Below are 17,916 nucleotides of genomic sequence, written 5' to 3'. Positions count from 1 at the left end.
CGGTGAACGCCATGCAACGCCTGGTCCTAGCCTCCAACAACCCCGGCAAGCTCGGCGAGTTTGGCGCGCTGCTGGCGCCGCTCGGCTTCGAGGTGATCCCGCAGGGGCAGCTCGGCATTGCCGAGGCCGAGGAGCCCTACGCCACCTTTGTCGAGAACGCCCTCACCAAGGCGCGCCACGCCAGCCGCCTGGCCGGCCTGCCCGCGCTGGCGGATGACTCCGGCATCTGCGTCGACGCGCTGGATGGTGCGCCGGGCGTCTACTCGGCGCGCTATGCGCAACTCGTGGGCAAGCCCAAGTCCGATGCCGCCAACAACGCGCACCTCATCTCGCAGCTGGCCGGCAAGCTCAACCGCCACGCCTACTACTACTGCGTGCTGGTGCTGGTGCGCCATGCCGAGGATCCACGGCCGGTGATCGCCGAGGGCGTGTGGGCCGGTGAGGTGGTCGACACGCCGCGCGGCAACGCCGGCTTTGGCTACGATCCGCACTTCCTGCTGCCGCACCTGGGCAAGACCGCGGCCGAACTGAGCGCCGAGGAAAAAAACGCCGTCAGCCACCGCGCGCTTGCGCTCAAGGCGCTGACCGAGCGCCTGCAGGCCGGCGGCCCCAAAACGGGCTGCCCATGATCCCGATCATTCCCCTGGCGTCCACGGGCGCCAGCGCCGGGGCACCCGCCGACACCAAGTCATTGTGGCTGCAGCCGGGCCAGCTCGCGCTGCCAGGCTCCCCGCCGCTGTCGCTCTACGTGCATATCCCGTGGTGCGTGCGCAAGTGCCCGTACTGCGATTTCAACTCGCATGCCGTGCCCGGCGCGGCAGACAGCCACGACATCCCGGAAGACGCCTACCTGGACGCGCTGCGCGCCGACCTGGAGCAATCGCTGCCGCTGGTATGGGGCCGCCAGGTGCACACGGTCTTCATTGGCGGCGGCACGCCCAGCCTGCTGTCGGCCGCCGGCATGGACCGGCTGTTGTCGGATATCCGCGCGCTGTTGCCGCTGGACGCCGACGCCGAGATCACGATGGAGGCCAACCCCGGCACGTTCGAGGCGGAGCGCTTCGCCAGCTATCGCGCCAGCGGCATCAACCGCTTGTCCATCGGCATCCAGAGTTTCAACGACCGCCATCTGGCCGCGCTTGGCCGCATCCACGGCGGCGCCGAAGCCCGCGCGGCGATCGGCATCGCGCTGGACAACTTCGACAACGTCAACCTCGACCTGATGTACGCGCTGCCTGGCCAGACGATGGCGGAATGCGCCGAGGACCTGGAGACGGCGCTCTCGTTCAACACCACGCACCTGTCGCTCTATCACCTGACGCTGGAGCCCAACACGCTGTTCGCCAAGTTCCCGCCGGCGCTGCCAGATGACGACAGCGCGTATGAAATGCAGGACCTGATCGAAGCGCGCACCGCGCAGGCAGGCTACGTCCACTACGAAACCTCGGCCTACGCCCGGCCGCACCGGCAAGCGCGCCACAACCTGAACTACTGGCGCTTTGGCGACTATCTGGGCATCGGGGCCGGCGCGCACGGCAAGCTGTCGTTCCCGCACCGGGTGCTGCGCCAGATGCGCCACAAGCATCCCGCCACGTATATGGCGCAGGCCATGGCCGGCAACGCGGTGCAGGAGCAACACGATGTCGGCGCCGCCGACCTGCCCTTCGAGTTCATGCTCAACGCGCTACGCCTCACTGACGGCGTGCCGGCCAGCACGTTCTTCGACCACACCGGGCTGCCGCTGCACACCATCAGCCGCGACCTGGCCGCCGCCGAAAAGAAGGGCCTGCTGGAAGCGGATCTCGCTACCATCAAGCCAACAGAACTGGGACGGCGCTTCCTGAACGACCTGCAGGAGATGTTCCTGAAAGGTTGATCGCAACGCCACGCCGCGATCAGTGAAACGGCCACCCGAGGGTGGCCGTTTCACTGATCATCCAGCAATGCCGGTCAGTACGGTGTCGCCATGTCGTTGGCCACCTGGGCGCGGGAACCGATGCGCAGATTGCTGACGTTGCGCTGCGTCACGGTAGCCATACGGCCATCGTCCAGCCGCACGTTGACGCGATACACGGTATCGGTGCTGCTGCCCGCGCGCTTCTCGATCTGGTTGCCCGCCACGCCACCCGCCACCGCGCCGCCGATGGTGGCGATGGTATTGCCGGTGCCTCCGCCGATCTGGTGGCCCAGCAAGCCGCCGGCCACGCCGCCGATCACCGTGCCGAGCAAGCCCGAGCTGCTTTGCTGCGTCGTCACCGGCTCGATCGATTCTACCCGGCCATAGAACACCGAATTCGCGGGTGCCTGGTAGGTATTGGTGCCCGGGGGCGGGGGCGGTGCCTGGTACGCCGGTTGCTGCGGTGCCCCGTAGCCACCGCCATAGCCGCCGCCATAACCACCACCGGGCGCCGCGCAACCCGCCAAGCCAACCACCGCGGCGGCCGCCGCCGCCACGCTCAACAGAGTCTTGCCGTTCATCAGTTGTTCTCCTCAAGTGATTGCAAATGCGTGGAACGAGGGAGGCGCGGCGCATCGGCATGCGCCCCCTCAAGCATATTAGGATCAGTCGGACGAAACGAAGGTTCCGTCGTGTCCGACGAACACCGACAGAACAACTTTGCACGCCGCATGCTGCCGCGCGTCCCCCGCACTTGCTATAATGCGCGGCGCTGGCCGTCGTGCCGGCGTCCAAGGCAGCATGCCGCTCGGGCCGGGGCCTCCCCGCTTCGCGCTACAATGCCTGCCATTCCTTTGCCGGAAGCGTGGCCGAGTGGTTTAAGGCAGCAGTCTTGAAAACTGCCGATGGGGTGACCCATCCGTGAGTTCGAATCTCACCGCTTCCGCCAGATTTCCTCGCCGCATGAAGATCTGCGGGTTACGTGCTTGCGCTGCCCGGCCCCCACCCCCACCGTACACGAGCGCAAGATGCACCCGCGTCCCTCGAAGGAATCATTGGAGATCGCAATTGAAATCCACGAAGGCGTTGGCGGCAATAGCCTGCCTCGCAGCGGCAGCATGCACCACGCCAGCGCCGGCGCCGGCGCCCTATGCTGGCCTGCAAATGTCCACGTATGACACGGACACCGAGTACACCACCACCTACACCGCGGACGGCTTCACGCTCTTGGTCAACTATCGCTACGAGCAGTTCACCGTGCGCTCCAGCACGGCCGCGGCGCAGTGCAAGGCGGCGCTTGCCAGCGTGGCCAACAGCCTGGCCGAGCGCCGGCAGCGGCAGATCGAACCCGTGACCGAGCAAAGCATCCATCTCACTACCAGCAAGACCTGGTACGGCAAGGTGACAGCCTGCTCGATCACCGCGCCGATCACCTGGAAACGCTGATACCGGGTTCAGCACGTCAATTCGGATTGCACATAGCGCCCGACATCCACGCTATCGATCTGCTCCTTGTTCATGAACTGCGCGGCATAGTCACGATAGACACCGGATACCAGAAACAATTCGAACAGATCCGGATCGATGTGCTGGTCCCGCTTCATGCATGACATGATGTGGATGGACTCGGACAGCGTCTTGGCTTTCTTGTAGGGACGATCCGGCGCGGTCAGCGCCTCGAAGATGTCCGCAATCGCCATCATCCTTGCCAGGGGACTCATCTCCTCGCCCTTCAAGCGCTTCGGGTAACCCGTCCCATCCATTTTCTCGTGGTGCCCGCCCGCGATCTCGGGCACCTGGCGCAAATGCTTGGGAAACGGTAACTGCGACAGCATGACCAGCGTCTGCATGATGTGCTCGTTGATCTTGAACCGCTCCTCCTCGGATAACGTGCCACGTGCAACCGATAGGTTGTGCAGTTCACCCCGGTCGTACAGGCATTCGGGAACGGCCATGCGAAAGCCCCAGGGGTTGCCCGCGGCGAACCTGTCCTGCCCGCTGCGCGCGATGCGGTGCTCCTGCTTGTCCGCAAGCAACGGTTCGACGGCCGGCAGGTCGGCCGCGGGCATGCGGTCCTTGCGCGCGGTCTCGTCCCGTGAAAGGCCCACACGATCGTTCAGCGTGCGCAGCCACGTTCGCGCCGCGATCCGGTGCAGTCGATCGACATGGGCCGGCTCCATGAACTCGCCGCCTTCATTGCAGGCGGCGACAAAGGCGAAATCGTCGTCGAGTTGGCGGCACTCGGCATCGCGACGCGCTTGCGCGCAGGCAGCCTCCTCGCCACGTGCCACGGCCTGGAGGCACGCGATCTCCGCGTCTCGCTTGAGCACTTCGAAGCGCATGCGGATTTCATGGATGCGGTCGTAGATGGTCTCGAGTTTGGTCGCCTTGTCGACGACATACTCGGGCGTCGTGACCTTGCCGCAATCGTGCAGCCAGGCGGCCACATGCAAGGCTTCCCATTCCTGTTCGCCCAGCTGGAATGCCTGGTACGGCCCGCTGGTGGCCTCGCAAGCGGCTTTCGCGAGCATCTTGGTCAGCGCCGGCACACGAGCGCAGTGCCCGCCGGTGTACGGGCTCTTGGTGTCGATGGCGCCCGCGATCAGTTGAATCAGCGCTTCGAACATATCGCGTTGCGCCTTGATCAGCTCCCGCGTTTCCAGCGCACTTGCAGCCACGCCGGCGAGCGCCTTGACAAAGGAGAGCTGAGCGTCTTCCATGGCCGTGGCGCGCAGCAGCAGGAACACCCCCACGAGCTGGCGCTGGCGGTTCAGCAAGGGCACGGCCACGCCATGCTGCCCATGTTCCGGCGAGAGCGCGCTCAGCCCCGCCCGGCGGATGTCCTCTGCCGTGAGCCGGCCAGTGTGGGCCAGGCCATCGCGGATGGCCTCCTGGATCAGTACGAGTGCATTGCCCTGGGGGATCTTCTCAAGCGCAGCGGTTACGTCGGAAAGGCTTTGGTTCCTCGCCGAGGCCGGCTGCAGGACATCCTCGTCGACCAGGTACAGGACGCCCGAATCGGCGTCGGCGGCAGCCAGCGTTTCATTGAGCAACATCGGCAGGAGCCTGTCAAAGCTGGGTTCGGCCGCCAGCGCCTGGATGAGGTCGAGAAACCGCTGGATGGTCCGCTTCATGCTGTCCAGCGCCATGGCAAGTTTCTTGACCTCGCTGATGCGCGATTCGACGTTGAACGGCCGGGCGAATTCGAAACGCCGGACGGCTTGCGCCCCGTTGGCCAGGGACTGCAGGGGCTTCGAGATCAGGCGGGCAGCCAACCAGACGATGGGTAGCGCGATCAGGATAATCAGGATCGTGATCATCACGCCGGTATCGCGCAGCCGGTTGGCTGTGCGCAGGACCTCGTGCTGGGGCGTGGCCGACACGAGGTACAGGGGCTCCTCGTCTCCTGAGCTCAGGCGGTCGATCGAGGTGTACCAGGATTCGCCGTCCACGGTCATGGTGTCGTGCAGGCTCGGTGTCCCGGCCAGCGCCGGGATCATGCCGGACAGGCGGGTGAGTACGGGATTGCCCAGCTCGCGCACCTGCCTGAGCCTGGGCTCCTGGTTTGTGCCCCCCGCGGCGACGTCGCTCGCGGCCACGCTGTCACTTGCGATCAGCTGGCCGCTGGGACTCACCAAGGCGAGTGCCATGCCCTTGGTGCTGCGCAGGCGTGACAGCGTCTGCCCCAGCGCATCAAGCGTGATGTCTCCGCCAATGGCTGCGCGCCCGCCCCTGGCGGCGATCGCCAGCGTCGTGCCGGTTTTCCCGCTGGAGTAAAACGCATAGGGTGCCGTGCTGACCAGGCCGCCATTGGCGAGCGCCCGCTGGTACCAATGCCGCGCACGCGGATCGAAGCTCGCCGCATACTCGGGACGCATGGCTTCCTTGAGGACCTTCAGGGAAGTGTCGACATACAGGTAGCGCCCTTCCGCGCCGGATGGCTTGTGCTCGATGCTCTGGACAATGAATTGCGTCCCCGGGGGCGCGCCGGCCGCCTGCCGCTCCGCTTCATCGGGTAGATGCCGGACATAGAAGAAGTCGCCATTGGCATAACCGACATACAGCGCACTCAATGCCGGAGACGCCTTGATGGCGGCGCGCAGCATGTCGAGCCCGGCGAGCCGGTCCCGCAGCGTGGCGGCGTCCGGCAAGGCACTGCGGCCAATCAGCTTGATGGCCATCTCCGCCGGCTCCATCAGCTTCTGGACTTCGCCCAGTGTTTCACGGCTCATGCGCTGCGTCGTGCTGGAGGATTCGCTCTCCAGCATTTCCTTCGACAGCATATAGCCGACCCCGCTGATCAGTCCCCCGACGACAAGAAGCAGCGTGACGAACAGTGTCGAAATATGAATATGCAGCGGGAAATGCCTGCGCGTTGCCATTGACCCCTCCGAAATCCCACACCTTCACCAGATGATTTTCCAGAGACGTGACTTCAGCAGGCGCACCCAAGGGCAGCGCTGTCCCGGAAAGCAGATCCTCGTCGTTATTCTTTATTCTTATCGGTCTTCTATCTTGCTGGATGACGAGCAGACGCCGCCCAGCGTTTTCCATCCGCATAATATGCGAATTGAACGGCCATGCGTACTGGGCAGAGCACAGTGCATGCCGCTGCCAACCCTTGCTTGCGGCAAAATCGCCGGCGAATCAGGTTTTTTCCGAGATTGCCGGCCCGTCCCGCTCTGTCAGAAGGCGATACGCCTGCTCCTGCGAAATATCGAGCCGATAGTGCCGCGCCAGCATGCGCGCGAAATGATGCGCGGCGCCGGGCTCGCAATGCCTGAGCTGCTCGCGGTAGGCCTCCAGCTCGAAACGCAGGCGCCAGCGCGGGCTCGCCAGGTAGAGCACGCCCATCAGGCCGCCTGAACGCCAGAATTGCCGCACATGCACCTTTTCATGCTCGATCAGCGCCTGGCTCACGCCCGGCCGCACCAGGATCAGCGGCCCCGGCGCGAAGCCGTCGAAGCCGCGCGGAATCAGCCATCGTGACTTTGTTTCTATCAGCAGACAAGGAGGCGATTTGCAGAAGCGGATCATGAAAGGCGTCGGCGGTGCAGCCGCGCAAGGCGCGCGTAGGACTAGCCTATCAGGTCGCGCCGGCCCGCGTCCGTATCCGCTCGCCCCAATAAAAACGCCCCGCGCACAGGCGGGGCAAAGAGCAATGCTTGCGCTGATGCCGCGTACTTAATCGATGCTGATCTTGCCCGCCTCGATCACGCCCTTCCAGCGCTGGAGCTCCTGCTTCTCGAACTGCTCGAACTGCTCCGGCGTATTGGCGACCACCTCGAAGCCGTTCTCGGCCAGCTTCTGGCGCATTTGCGGCTCGTTGAGCGAGCCGACCAGCGCGGCATGCAGTCTCGCCTTGACGTCCTTCGGCAGCCCGCGCGGCGCGGCCACGGCTTGCCACGAATACACGTCCACGTCCTTCACCCCGCCCTCCGCCATGGTGGGCACGTTCGGCAGCACCGCCGAGCGCTTGTCGCCGGTCACCGCCAGCGCCTTGAGCTTGCCGCTGCGGATATGCTGCAGCACCGCGTTGACGTTCTGGAACGAGACATCCACCTGCCCGGCGAGCAGGTCGGAGATGGCCGGCGCCCCACCCTTATAAGGAACGTGGAGGCCGTCGGTGCCGGATTTTTGCCAGAACAGCGCGGCCGTCAAATGGTCCGACGAACCGGCGCCGGAGCTGGCGAACGCCACCTTGCCCGGATTCTTCTTCATGTAGGCGACCAGCTCCTGCAAGTTCTTCGCAGGGAAATCCGGCTTGGTGACCAGCACGTTGGGGGCGCGCACGGCCACCGTCAGCAGATCGAAGTCCTTGGCCGGGTCATAGCCCAGGTTCTTTTGCAGGAACGGGTTCACCGCATAGACGCCGATCGACGCCACCAGCAAGGTGTAGCCATCGGCAGGCGCGCGCTTGACCATGGTCGCGCCGATGGCCCCGGTAGCGCCGGGGCGATTGTCGATCACGAACGGCTGGCCCAGCTTTTCATTGAGCGGCACCGCCAGCATGCGCGCGATGGTATCGGTGGAGCCGCCCGCAGGGAACGGCACCACCACGGATACGGCCTTCTGGGGCCATGCCGGCGAGGCGGCCGCGGCACTGGTCACGGCGCCTGCGGTGGCCAGTGCCGCCATGGCAGCGAGGGTGGCCGCGGCAAGCCGGCCGAACTTGCGCCGCGCGGGTGCGGCGAGCATGCCCGCGGCAGCCGGCCGGCCATCGAATTTGTTCATGGTTGTCTCCTGGTTCTTGGTGGTTTTGTTGTATTCATGCGCAGGGCGCGGATGCGGCTCACCGGACCATGCAGGGAGCCTTGTTGTTGAAGGTCCAGCCCGGGATCAGGAATTGCATGGCCACGGCGTCGTCGCGCGCACCCAGCCCCATGCTCTTGTAGCGCTCGTGCGCCAGCGCGAGTTGCGCCATATCGAGTTCCACGCCCAGGCCCGGCTCCGTCGGCACGGCCACCTTGCCGTTCTCGATCTTCAGTGGCGCCTTGGTCAGGCGCTCGCCGTCCTGCCAGATCCAGTGAGTGTCGATCGCGGTGACGCGGCCCGGCGCGGCGGCGGCCACGTGGGTGAACATCGCCAGCGAAATGTCGAAGTGATTGTTTGAGTGCGAGCCCCAGGTCAGGCCCCATTCGGCGCACATCTGCGCCACCCGCACCGAGCCCTGCATGGTCCAGAAATGCGGATCGGCCAGCGGGATGTCCACCGATTGCAGGCGCACCGCGTGGCCCATCTGGCGCCAGTCGGTCGCGACCATGTTGGTGGCGGTGGGCAGGCCGGTGGCGGTACGGAACTCGGCCATGACCTCGCGGCCCGAGTAGCCCTCCTCCGCGCCGCAAGGATCTTCGGCATAGGCCAGCACGCCATGCTTGTCGCGGCACAGGCGCACGGCTTCGGCCAGCGACCATGCGCCGTTGGGGTCCAGCGTGATGCGCGCCTTGGGGAAGCGCTCGGCGAGCGCCAGGATGGCTTCCATCTCTTCGTCGCCGCGCAGCACGCCGCCCTTGAGCTTGAAATCGTTGAAGCCATAGCGCTCATAGGCAGCCTGCGCCAGGCGTACCACGCCCTCGGCATTCATCGCGGCTTCATTGCGCAGGCGGAACCAGTCGTTGTCCGCTTCGGGTTCGCTGCGATAGGCGAGCGTGGTGCGGTTGCGGTCCCCGATATAGAACAGGTAGCCCAGCATCTCCACGGCATCGCGCTGCTGGCCTTCGCCCAACAGCGCGGCCACCGGCACGCCCAGATGCTTGCCCAGCAGGTCGAGCAGCGCCGCCTCGAGCGCGGTGACCGCATGGATGGCGATGCGCAGGTCGAAGGTCTGCAGACCACGCCCGCCCGCGTCGCGGCTGGCAAAGGCGGTGCGCACGCGATTGAGCAGCGCCTGGTGGTTGCCGATCGACTGGCCGGCGAGGAGTTCGCGCGCATCCTCCAGCGTCTGGCGGATCGCTTCGCCGCCGGGCACCTCGCCTACCCCCGTATTGCCCGCGCTGTCTTTCAGGATGACGATATTGCGGGTGAAGAACGGACCGTGCGCGCCGGACAGGTTCATCAGCATGCTGTCGTGGCCGGCCACCGGCACGACCGTCAGCTCGGTGATCACGGGCGTGCCCGCCATGGGCGAGGCGCAAAGGGATGATTGGGTCATGTTGAACTCCAGCAGGAAGAGCGGCTCGCCGCGTTGGCTGCCGGCCCTTGCGGGTTGTCTCGGGTTGGATGCGCCGGCTGCTGCCGGATCCTTGTGTACGGTGCTTGCCAGGTCCCGACGCGGCTGCTACGGCCAATGCGACGGGAGACACCTGTTATCGGTCGTCATATAACTTACGACGCAGTATAATAAGGCCATTGCGATCCGGTCAAGTGCCAGCCCATCACCATGTCAAACCCGATGTTTGCCTCCACTCCCCCGCTGCGGCGCCGCGGCCGTACGCTTGCCGAAGAGGCGGTGAGCAACCTGAGCGAGCGCATCCAGCAAGGCCAGCTCAAGCCGGGCGACAAGCTTCCAACCGAGTCCGAGATCATGGCCGCGCTCGGCGTCAGCCGCACCGTGGTGCGCGAAGCGCTGTCGCGACTGCAGGCCAGCGGGCTGGTGGAAACCCGCCACGGCATCGGCACCTTCGTGCTGGCGCGCAGCGCCGAGAACGGCTCGCCCTTTCGCATCGACCCCGCCACCATGGGCACTGCCATGGACGTGCTGGCCATGCTGGAATTCCGCGTCAGCCTGGAGGCCGAGGCGGCCAGCCTGGCAGCATCGCGGCGCAGCGATGAACAACTGACGGCAATGCGTGGCGCACTCGACGAGCTCAAGCGCACGGCGGCGGGCGGCGAGGATTCCGTCAGTGCCGATTTCGAGTTCCACCTGTTGATCGCGCGCGCCACCGGCAACCGCTACTTCACGGACATCATGGGCCACCTCGGCACCATGGTGATCCCGCGCAGCCGGCTGCATGTCAGCGCGCCGGAGCGCGAGCAGTACCTCGAGCGCGTCAATATCGAGCACGAGAACATCTTTGACGCCATCGAGCGGCGCGACCCCGAAGGCGCCAAGGCCGCCATGCGCATGCACCTGACCAACAGCCGCGAACGCCTGCGCAAGGCGTCGGCGGCGGTGGAAGCCGGCTAGGCCTGGCGGCCGGCGCATCCCGGCGGGATCCGGGATTTCCTGCTTGCTCGACGAGCGCTGCTTGTTGTAGGATGTCTTACAATAAAGCTCGACGATGCGGCACCCCATTGACGCGTCCCGCGTGTTAGCCCAGGGCCACATCCGCGCCGCCTCAAAGCGCAAGCTACGGCACGCTCCCACTTGATCGCAGTTGAATAGCAGGAAACGCGAATGACCATTACCGGCGAAATGCTGATCGGCGCCAGCGCAGTGCGCGGCACCACCAAGATCCTCCATGCCACCAACCCGGCCACAGGTGAAGTCCTGGCACCGGAATTCCATGGCGGCGGCGCCGCCGAGGCCGAGCGTGCCTGCGCACTGGCCGAGGCCGCGTTCGACACCTTCCGCAACACCTCGCCGGAAACCCGCGCCAGCTTCCTGGAGTCGATCGCCAGCGGCCTGGAAGCCTTGGGCGATACGCTGATCGAACGCGCCCACGCGGAGAGCGCATTGCCTGTTGCGCGTCTGCAGGGCGAGCGTGCCCGCACCGCCGGCCAGCTGCGCCTGTTCGCCAGCGTGCTGCGCGATGGCCGCTGGCAATCCGCCACGCTCGACTCCGCCCTGCCGGAGCGCACGCCGCCGCGCCCCGACCTGCGCTTGCAGAAGATCGCTGTCGGCCCGGTGGCGGTGTTCGGCGCCAGCAATTTCCCGCTCGCGTTTTCGGTAGCGGGCGGCGATACCGCATCCGCCCTGGCGGCCGGCTGCCCGGTCGTCGTCAAGGCGCACTCGGCCCACCTCGGTACCTCCGAGCTGGTCGGGCGCGTGATCCAGAAGGCCGTGGCCGATGCCGGCCTGCCCGAAGGCGTGTTCTCGCTGCTGGTGGGCGCAGGCGTTGCCGTGGGTACGGCCCTGGTCGCGCATCCGTCGATCCAGGCAGTAGGCTTCACCGGCTCGCGCAGCGGCGGCCTGGCGCTGGTGCAAACGGCCAACAGCCGTGCCCAGCCGATCCCCGTCTATGCGGAAATGAGCAGCATCAACCCGGTGTTCCTGCTGCCGGCAGCTCTCGCCGCGCGCGGCGCGGAGATCGCGCGCAACCTGGTGGATTCGCTGGTGATGGGCGTAGGCCAGTTCTGCACCAACCCCGGCCTGCTGCTGGCGGTAGAAAGCCCGGCGCTGGACGTGTTCCGCCAGGGCGCGGTTGCGGCGCTGGCGGAAAAGGCGGCGGCGACCATGCTGACGCCCGGAATCAGCCAGGCTTACGACAACGGCGTGGCCCAGCTCAGCGATATCGAAGGGCTGCGCCGCATCGGCAGTGGCCAGGCCGCCAGCGGCCCCAACCAGGCCCGCCCCGCGCTGTTCGAAACCACGGCCGCGCGCTTCCTTGCGGACCACCGCATGGAAGCTGAGGTATTTGGCCCATCCTCGGTGCTGGTCGTATGCCGCGACCATGAGGAGATGCTGGCGGTGGCGCGCCGCCTGGAAGGCCAGCTGACCGCCACCGTGCAAGCAGATGCGGGAGATCGCGCCGAAGCCGGCAGCCTGCTGACAGTGCTCGAGCGCAAGGCAGGGCGCGTGCTGTTCAACGGCTATCCGACGGGCGTGGAAGTGTCGTACGCCATGGTGCACGGCGGGCCGTTCCCGGCTACGTCCGACACGCGCGCCACCTCGGTGGGCGCATCGGCCATCGAGCGCTTCCTGCGCCCGGTGTGCTACCAGAATGTGCCGGCGGAATTGCTGCCGCCCGCGCTGCAGGATGGCAACCCGCTGAACGTGTGGCGCCTCACCGACGGGCAACTGGCCCGCGACTGACCCCGCGCGCAACCATGGAAAAAGGGCCGGAAATTCCGGCCCTTTTTCTATCGCGCTAGCTGAGCATTACGCAGCAATGCGCTCGATGGCAGCCGGCGCCTGCGGCGGCTGGATCACCGGTGCATTCCCGCGCGAGCGGCCTGAGCTGAGATAGTCGGCGATCGACTCCTGCGTGACTTCGCCCAGGTAGACGCCATCGGCATCGACCACCGGCAGCCAGCTGGTGTTGTGCTGGTACATGCGCGAGAGCACGATGCGCAGGTGCTCGTCGAACGCGGCGGTCGCCATGAACGGCCGCATCGCATCGGCGCACATGCCCTGCCCCGCGCGCGCATCGCGCCGCGTGACGTAGCCCAGCGCGCGCTGGGCATCATCCACCACCGGCAGGTGGCGCACGTCGGCCTCGTCCATGATGGCGAACGCCTGCGCCAGCGGCATGCCGGGGCTGCAGGTCTGCGCCATGGTGGCGGCATCGCCGGCGCGCACCAGCAGCAGGCGCTTGAGCGTGTTGTCGTGACCGATGAACGCTTGCACGAAATCGTCGGCCGGACGCGCCAGCAGTGCGTCCGGATGGTCGAACTGCACCAGCTTGCCGCCGCGGAACACGGCCACGCGGTCGCCCAGCTTGATGGCCTCGTCGATGTCGTGAGACACCATGATCACGGTCTTGCCGAGCTGGCGCTGCATCAGGAAGAACTCGTTCTGGATGCTCTCGCGGTTGATCGGGTCCACCGCGCCGAACGGCTCGTCCATCAGCAGCACGGGCGCATCCGCCGCCAGCGCGCGGATCACGCCGATGCGCTGCTGCTGCCCGCCCGAGAGCTCGCGCGGATAGCGCGTGAGCATCTTGCCGGGGTCGAGCTGCACCATCGACATCAGCTCGCGCGCGCGCTCGCGGCTGCGCTTCTTGTCCCAGCCCAGCAGCCGCGGCACCACCATGATGTTCTCCTCGATGGTCATGTTGGGGAACAGGCCGATCTGCTGGATCACGTAGCCGATCTTGCGGCGCAGCGTGACTTCGTCCACGCGGGAGGTGTCCTCACCGTCGATCAGCACGCGGCCGGAGCTGGGCTGGATCAAGCGGTTGATCATCTTGAGCGTGGTGGTCTTGCCGCAGCCCGAGGGGCCGAGGAAGACACAGATCTCGCCCTTGGGCACGGTAAGCGATACGGCATCGACGGCGCGCACTTCGGCGCCGTCTTTTTGCCTGAAGGTCTTGGTGAGTTGGTCGAGTTCAATCATGTTCAGCGAATTCCTTTCGGTGTCAGCGCCCGCTGCAACCATTGCAGGCAGGCATCGGCCACGATGGCGAGCACGCTGACCAGCACCGCGCCGATCGCCAGCTTGCTCATGTTGCTCTGGCTGATCGCTTGCAGGATCAGCACCCCGAGGCCACCCGCGCCGATGATGGCGGCAATGGTGGCCACGCCGATATTCATCACCACGGCGGTACGCACGCCGCCGAGGATGACGGGCACGGCCAGCGGCAGGTCCACCAGCCGCATGCGCTGCCAGGTGGTCATGCCGATGCCGCGCCCGGCTTCCTGGATGCCGTCGTCGACATTGGTGAGCGCCACGCAGGTATTGCGCATGATCGGCAGCAGCGAATACAGGAACACCGCGGTCACCGCCGGCACGTAGCCCAGCGCGTGGCCGAAACGCGCGAAGATCGGGATCATCAGCCCGAACAGCGCGATCGACGGCAAGGTCAGCACGATGGTGGCCAGCGTCAGCAGCGGCGTGGCGAGAAAGCGGAAGCGCGCGCACAGGATGCCCAGCGGCACGCCGACGACGATCGCCAGGCCCACCGCGGAACCCACCAGCGCCAGGTGCTGGCCAGTGAGCTTGAGCAGCGTCGGCCAGCTGTGTTGGAGATAAGTCAGCAAGTCCATGCGGCCCTCTTCAGATCAGGCCGTGGCCGCGCAGGAATTCCTGCGCCACCTTGTCGACCGGCTGCTGGTCGATATCGACCTTGTAGTTCATCTCGGTCATGGCCGCGTTGTCGAGCCGGGCCGCCAGCGCGTTGAGCAGGCCCGCGAGCTCGGGATGCGCATCCAGCGTTGCCTTGCGCACCACGGGCACCGCGTTGTAGGCGGGGAAGAAGTGCTGGTCGTCTTCCAGCAGCACCAGGTCGAAGCCCTTGACGCGGCCATCGGTGGTGTAGACGAGACCCAGTTCGACCTGGTCGTTCTTCAGCGCGGTATAGACCAGCCCGGGATCGAGCTGGATCACGTCGCGGCGCGAGAACGGCAGCTTGTAGAGTCCCTTGAGCGGTTCCAGCCCGTCGGGACGCGCGGCGAACTCCATGTCGACCGCGAACGGATGGGCGGTGCCCTCGCCGGCGGCGCGCATCTTCTCGGCGAACGCCGACAACGTGGTCACGCCGGCGGCTTCGGCACGCTTTCGCGGCATCGCCAGCGCATAGGTGTTGTTGATGCCGGAGGCATCGAGCCAGATCAGGCCGCGCGCGGCGTCGAGCGTCTTGACGCGCTCGTAGCTCTCGCCGGCGCCGAGCTTCTCCTCGACCTTGTTGAACACGATCAGCGCCGTGCCGGTGTAGTCCCACACCACGTCGAGCTGGCCACTTTCCATGGCCTGGCGCATCAGCGTGCTGCCCAGGCCAGCGGTGAGCTCGGTGGTGAAGCCTTTGGCCTGCAGGTACTGCGTGGTCATCGACGACAGGATCAACTGCTCGGTGAAGTTCTTGCCGCCTACGCGAACGGTATCGGCGTGCGCCGGCAGCGCCATGGCTGCCACTGCGGCAAGCACGGCGACACTCGCCAGCAGGCGTGCCTGGCCGCGGGCCGCGCGGCCCGCGCGGGCCAGCGCGCTTGTGATGAAATGCATCGGGTTCTCCTTCATGTTCGGTGCGCCCCTGCGCGCCTTAGCGCGCCAGCCCGCGGCGGCGCAGGTAGCAATAACCGGCGGCGGCAAACAGGCCATCGAGGGCGAGTGCCAGCAGCGCGGTGGCCGCGGCACCCAGCAGCAGCAGGGGCTGGTTGTTCAGGTAGATGCCGGGGAAAATCAATTCGCCCAGGCTGTTGGCGCCGATCAGGAAGGACAGCGGCACCGTGCCGACATTGATCACCAGGCTGATGCGCACGCCCGCCAGGATCACCGGCAGCGCGTTGGGCAGCTCGACCCGGAACAGGCGCTGCATGGCGGTCATGCCAAGGCCGCGCGCGGCCTCAGTCAGTGCCGGGGAAACGCCGAGCAGGCCCTCGCAGGTATTGCGCACGATCGGCAGCAGCGAAGCCAGCCACAGCGCCAGGATGGCGGGCCGCTCGCCAATGCCGAGCACGGCCAGGGCCAGCGCCAGCACCGCCAGCGACGGCACGGTGTTGCCGATATTGAAGACCTGCATCAGGCGGTCGGCCCAGCGGCGCATGCACGGACGGCTCAGGCCGATGCCAGCCGGGATGCCGGTGACCAGCGCCAGGGCCATCGACCACGCCACCAGGCGCAGGTGGTCGGCAACGTCGTACCACAGGCGGTCCCGATATTGCAGGATGACATCGACGCCGATCCAGGTGACCAGAGCGGCCAGCGCAGCGAGCGTGAGACATCCCCAGGCCAGCGCCTGTACGGATTGCTTGGACATATTCCCCTCTGTCCGCATGCCAGATGTGGGCACGAGAAACCACATCCGGATTGACGGACGAACAAAGTGGGCTCAGGCGGGTGCAAATGGGGGCCCGCCGGCCCTGACTAGATTGCCTTGCCCGCCATGACCGGCAGATGAGCCGGTGGACGGGCGCCGGGTTTCACGCTGGAGAGCGGGAAACCCAATTGAAAGGACACCGTGCCGGTAAGGGCGGGAGTCCCGGGAGCGGCGCAACCCGCTGCAAGGTGCAGGAACGGGAGGCCAGTGGCAGCGCAAATTTGGTGGTTCCGACGCGCCGCCGGATCAATCGGCCGGTGCCACGCTTGGGCAAGCAAGGGGTTGGGGCGGCACTCAAAAACGCCTGCCCGGACCCTGCCAGCCCGACTTGATTACGCAGCATCGGATGACAACGAGAGCGCTATTATACCCAACTACAGCGATCTTGTCATCATTGCGCCATCCCCGCGCTTTCGCACCACTTTCTGGCCGCATTTATCAGGCTTCGCCCGGCATCCCGGCGACACTCGCGTTGTTCCAGAATTGAAGCCTCACGAGGGAGCGGCCGTACCATGGACAGAACAATCTTTTGCCCGGATGGCCTCTACCGGTTCTGGCCCAAACCCTTAAATTAGCAGGGTAGCCTTTGGGGCCGCGCGCCATTGCCGCCATCCCCAGCCAACAGGAGATCGATCATGGAACAACGCACTGCCATCCCTACCGCACCCACCGTCCCGGCCACCGCCACGGAAACCGTGCAGCGCTCGCGCGCGGTCGACCGCGTGGTGCGCGGCATCGCCACCTCGGACGGCGCCGGCGTCAAGCTCACCCGCGTGCTCACGCAGAACCTGCAGCGCCGCCTGGACCCGTTCCTGATGCTGGACGCGTTTGGCACCGATAGCCGCGATGACTATATCGGCGGTTTCCCCGACCACCCGCACCGCGGCTTCGAGACCATCACCTATATGCTGGCCGGCCGCATGCGCCATCGCGACAGCGCCGGCAACGAGGGCCTGCTGGAGAACGGCGGCGCCCAGTGGATGGTGGCTGGCGCCGGCGTGGTGCACTCGGAGATGCCCGAGCAGGAAGACGGCCGCATGGAAGGCTTCCAGCTGTGGCTGAACCTGCCCGCCGCGGACAAGATGACGGCGCCCTGGTACCGCGACCTGCCGGCCGCCGCCGTGCCCACGGTAGCGCTGCCGGGCGGCGCCACGGTGCGTGTGCTGGCGGGCGCCTCGCACGGGGTGGCTGGCGCGGTCACGCGCCCGGTCACGGAGCCGCTCTACCTGGACGTCTCGCTGCCAGCGGGGCAGGCCTTCTCGCAAGCGCTGCCGCAAGGGCATAACGCCTTCCTGTACACCTATCGCGGCGAGATCGCGGTCGGCGCGGGCAGCAACGCCGCCGTGCTGGAAGCGCAGCGCATGGGCGTGCTGGACAACGCCGCCGGCGCTGACGGGGTCAACGTGACGGCCACGGCGGATGCGCGCTTCCTGCTGATCGCGGGCAAGCCGCTGGGCGAGCCGATCGCGCAATATGGGCCGTTCGTGATGAACACCCAGGAGGAGATCTACCAGACCCTGGCCGATTTCCGCGAAGGCCGCTTCAACCAGATCGCGGTCAGCACCGGCGCCTGACACGCCGTGAGCCATCGGGGGCGGCATCGGGCCGCCCCCGTTCCGGCATTGGCCGGCGCGCCCGGCCCCGGTCCCCGCGCTCTCCCTTCCCGACTCCCCCGCTTTTCGCAAACTGCACGCCAGTTTCGCGCCAATCGGCCATGCTGGCCGCCCCCGGCAGCCCGGCCGCCCACGCACCCGCCCAAAATGCCCGGCATGCGACTTGCAACCTGCTTGTATCCGTTGTGGGGCCGAGAAAACTGGCCTGACCAGGTCGTCCGAACCCCACACACTTATATAATCCACGGTTAATAAACGGCATCACCGCCCAGTGATGGTTGCTGCAATGCGTAACGGCGATCCTGCCCCACGCACTGCCGCCGGTGCTGCC

The 17,916-nt window shown here is 66.5% G+C and carries 15 protein-coding genes and 1 tRNA gene; 7 read left to right on the top strand and 9 right to left on the bottom strand.

Annotated elements, in window-relative coordinates:
• The first annotated feature begins 11 nt into the window (after nucleotides 1-11).
• Nucleotides 12-629: an RdgB/HAM1 family non-canonical purine NTP pyrophosphatase gene (gene rdgB / locus A9975_RS30940; protein WP_183036077.1), complete on the top strand. Its 618-nt coding sequence runs from the start codon at nucleotides 12-14 to the stop codon at nucleotides 627-629.
• The gene (gene hemW, locus A9975_RS30935; protein WP_183036076.1) at nucleotides 626-1,876 is read left to right on the top strand and encodes a radical SAM family heme chaperone HemW; all 1,251 of its coding nucleotides are present in this window, start codon (nucleotides 626-628) and stop codon (nucleotides 1,874-1,876) included. Before rdgB ends, hemW begins: the two co-directional genes overlap by 4 nt.
• A 74-nt stretch (nucleotides 1,877-1,950) precedes the next feature.
• On the opposite strand, the gene A9975_RS30930 is transcribed toward hemW, so the two are convergent.
• The gene (locus tag A9975_RS30930; protein WP_183036075.1) at nucleotides 1,951-2,478 is read right to left on the bottom strand and encodes a glycine zipper 2TM domain-containing protein; all 528 of its coding nucleotides are present in this window, start codon (nucleotides 2,476-2,478) and stop codon (nucleotides 1,951-1,953) included.
• A 278-nt stretch (nucleotides 2,479-2,756) separates the two neighbouring features.
• Between A9975_RS30930 and A9975_RS30925 the strand changes: the two genes are divergently transcribed.
• Nucleotides 2,757-2,846, top strand: a tRNA-Ser gene (locus tag A9975_RS30925).
• Between the two features lie 215 nt (nucleotides 2,847-3,061).
• Entirely contained in the window at nucleotides 3,062-3,343 is a 282-nt protein-coding gene (locus A9975_RS30920) for a hypothetical protein (RefSeq protein ID WP_241754424.1), read from the top strand.
• An 8-nt stretch (nucleotides 3,344-3,351) separates the two neighbouring features.
• Here A9975_RS30920 and A9975_RS30915 read toward each other — a convergent pair whose 3' ends face one another.
• The 4 genes from A9975_RS30915 to gudD form a co-directional block, all read right to left on the bottom strand.
• Nucleotides 3,352-6,279 carry an HD domain-containing phosphohydrolase gene (locus A9975_RS30915; protein WP_183036073.1) on the bottom strand — a complete coding sequence of 976 codons (2,928 nt, stop codon included), beginning with the start codon at nucleotides 6,277-6,279 and terminating at the stop codon, nucleotides 3,352-3,354.
• A 265-nt stretch (nucleotides 6,280-6,544) separates the two neighbouring features.
• On the bottom strand, nucleotides 6,545-6,934 hold the full coding sequence (locus A9975_RS30910; RefSeq protein ID WP_183036072.1) for a hypothetical protein: 390 nt from the start codon (nucleotides 6,932-6,934) through the stop codon (nucleotides 6,545-6,547).
• Between the two features lie 147 nt (nucleotides 6,935-7,081).
• Nucleotides 7,082-8,035, bottom strand: coding sequence for a tripartite tricarboxylate transporter substrate binding protein (locus tag A9975_RS30905; protein WP_253930172.1), 954 nt, complete (start codon nucleotides 8,033-8,035; stop codon nucleotides 7,082-7,084).
• A 154-nt stretch (nucleotides 8,036-8,189) separates the two neighbouring features.
• A complete protein-coding gene (gudD, locus tag A9975_RS30900) occupies nucleotides 8,190-9,548 on the bottom strand; it encodes a glucarate dehydratase (RefSeq protein ID WP_183036071.1) in 1,359 nt (452 codons plus the stop codon).
• A gap of 228 nt (nucleotides 9,549-9,776) precedes the next feature.
• Between gudD and A9975_RS30895 the strand changes: the two genes are divergently transcribed.
• Complete coding sequence (locus A9975_RS30895; protein ID WP_255504125.1) at nucleotides 9,777-10,523, top strand: FadR/GntR family transcriptional regulator; 747 nt, start codon at nucleotides 9,777-9,779, stop codon at nucleotides 10,521-10,523.
• A 210-nt stretch (nucleotides 10,524-10,733) separates the two neighbouring features.
• On the top strand, nucleotides 10,734-12,311 hold the full coding sequence (locus A9975_RS30890) for an aldehyde dehydrogenase (NADP(+)) (RefSeq protein WP_183036070.1): 1,578 nt from the start codon (nucleotides 10,734-10,736) through the stop codon (nucleotides 12,309-12,311).
• Nucleotides 12,312-12,377: 66 nt separating this feature from the next.
• On the opposite strand, the gene A9975_RS30885 is transcribed toward A9975_RS30890, so the two are convergent.
• The 4 genes from A9975_RS30885 to A9975_RS30870 are packed head-to-tail and all read right to left on the bottom strand — an operon-like array spanning nucleotide 12,378 to nucleotide 15,912.
• A complete protein-coding gene (locus A9975_RS30885) occupies nucleotides 12,378-13,553 on the bottom strand; it encodes a betaine/proline/choline family ABC transporter ATP-binding protein (protein ID WP_183036069.1) in 1,176 nt (391 codons plus the stop codon).
• A gap of 2 nt (nucleotides 13,554-13,555) precedes the next feature.
• Nucleotides 13,556-14,203, bottom strand: a complete 648-nt coding sequence (locus tag A9975_RS30880; RefSeq protein WP_183036068.1) for an ABC transporter permease — start codon at nucleotides 14,201-14,203, stop codon at nucleotides 13,556-13,558.
• A 10-nt stretch (nucleotides 14,204-14,213) separates the two neighbouring features.
• Nucleotides 14,214-15,158 carry a glycine betaine ABC transporter substrate-binding protein gene (locus tag A9975_RS30875; protein WP_183036067.1) on the bottom strand — a complete coding sequence of 315 codons (945 nt, stop codon included), beginning with the start codon at nucleotides 15,156-15,158 and terminating at the stop codon, nucleotides 14,214-14,216.
• A gap of 37 nt (nucleotides 15,159-15,195) precedes the next feature.
• The gene (locus tag A9975_RS30870) at nucleotides 15,196-15,912 is read right to left on the bottom strand and encodes an ABC transporter permease (protein WP_183036066.1); all 717 of its coding nucleotides are present in this window, start codon (nucleotides 15,910-15,912) and stop codon (nucleotides 15,196-15,198) included.
• 695 nt (nucleotides 15,913-16,607) lie between these two features.
• Here A9975_RS30870 and A9975_RS30865 point away from each other — a divergent pair.
• On the top strand, nucleotides 16,608-17,546 hold the full coding sequence (locus tag A9975_RS30865) for a pirin family protein (RefSeq protein WP_183036065.1): 939 nt from the start codon (nucleotides 16,608-16,610) through the stop codon (nucleotides 17,544-17,546).
• The last annotated feature ends 370 nt before the right edge of the window (nucleotides 17,547-17,916 follow it).

The organism is Cupriavidus sp. UME77 (assembly GCF_014170355.1).
Lineage (GTDB): Bacteria > Pseudomonadota > Gammaproteobacteria > Burkholderiales > Burkholderiaceae > Cupriavidus > Cupriavidus basilensis.
The sequence above is the reverse complement of the archived record's forward strand: the minus strand, read 5'-3'. Positions and strand labels throughout refer to the sequence as shown.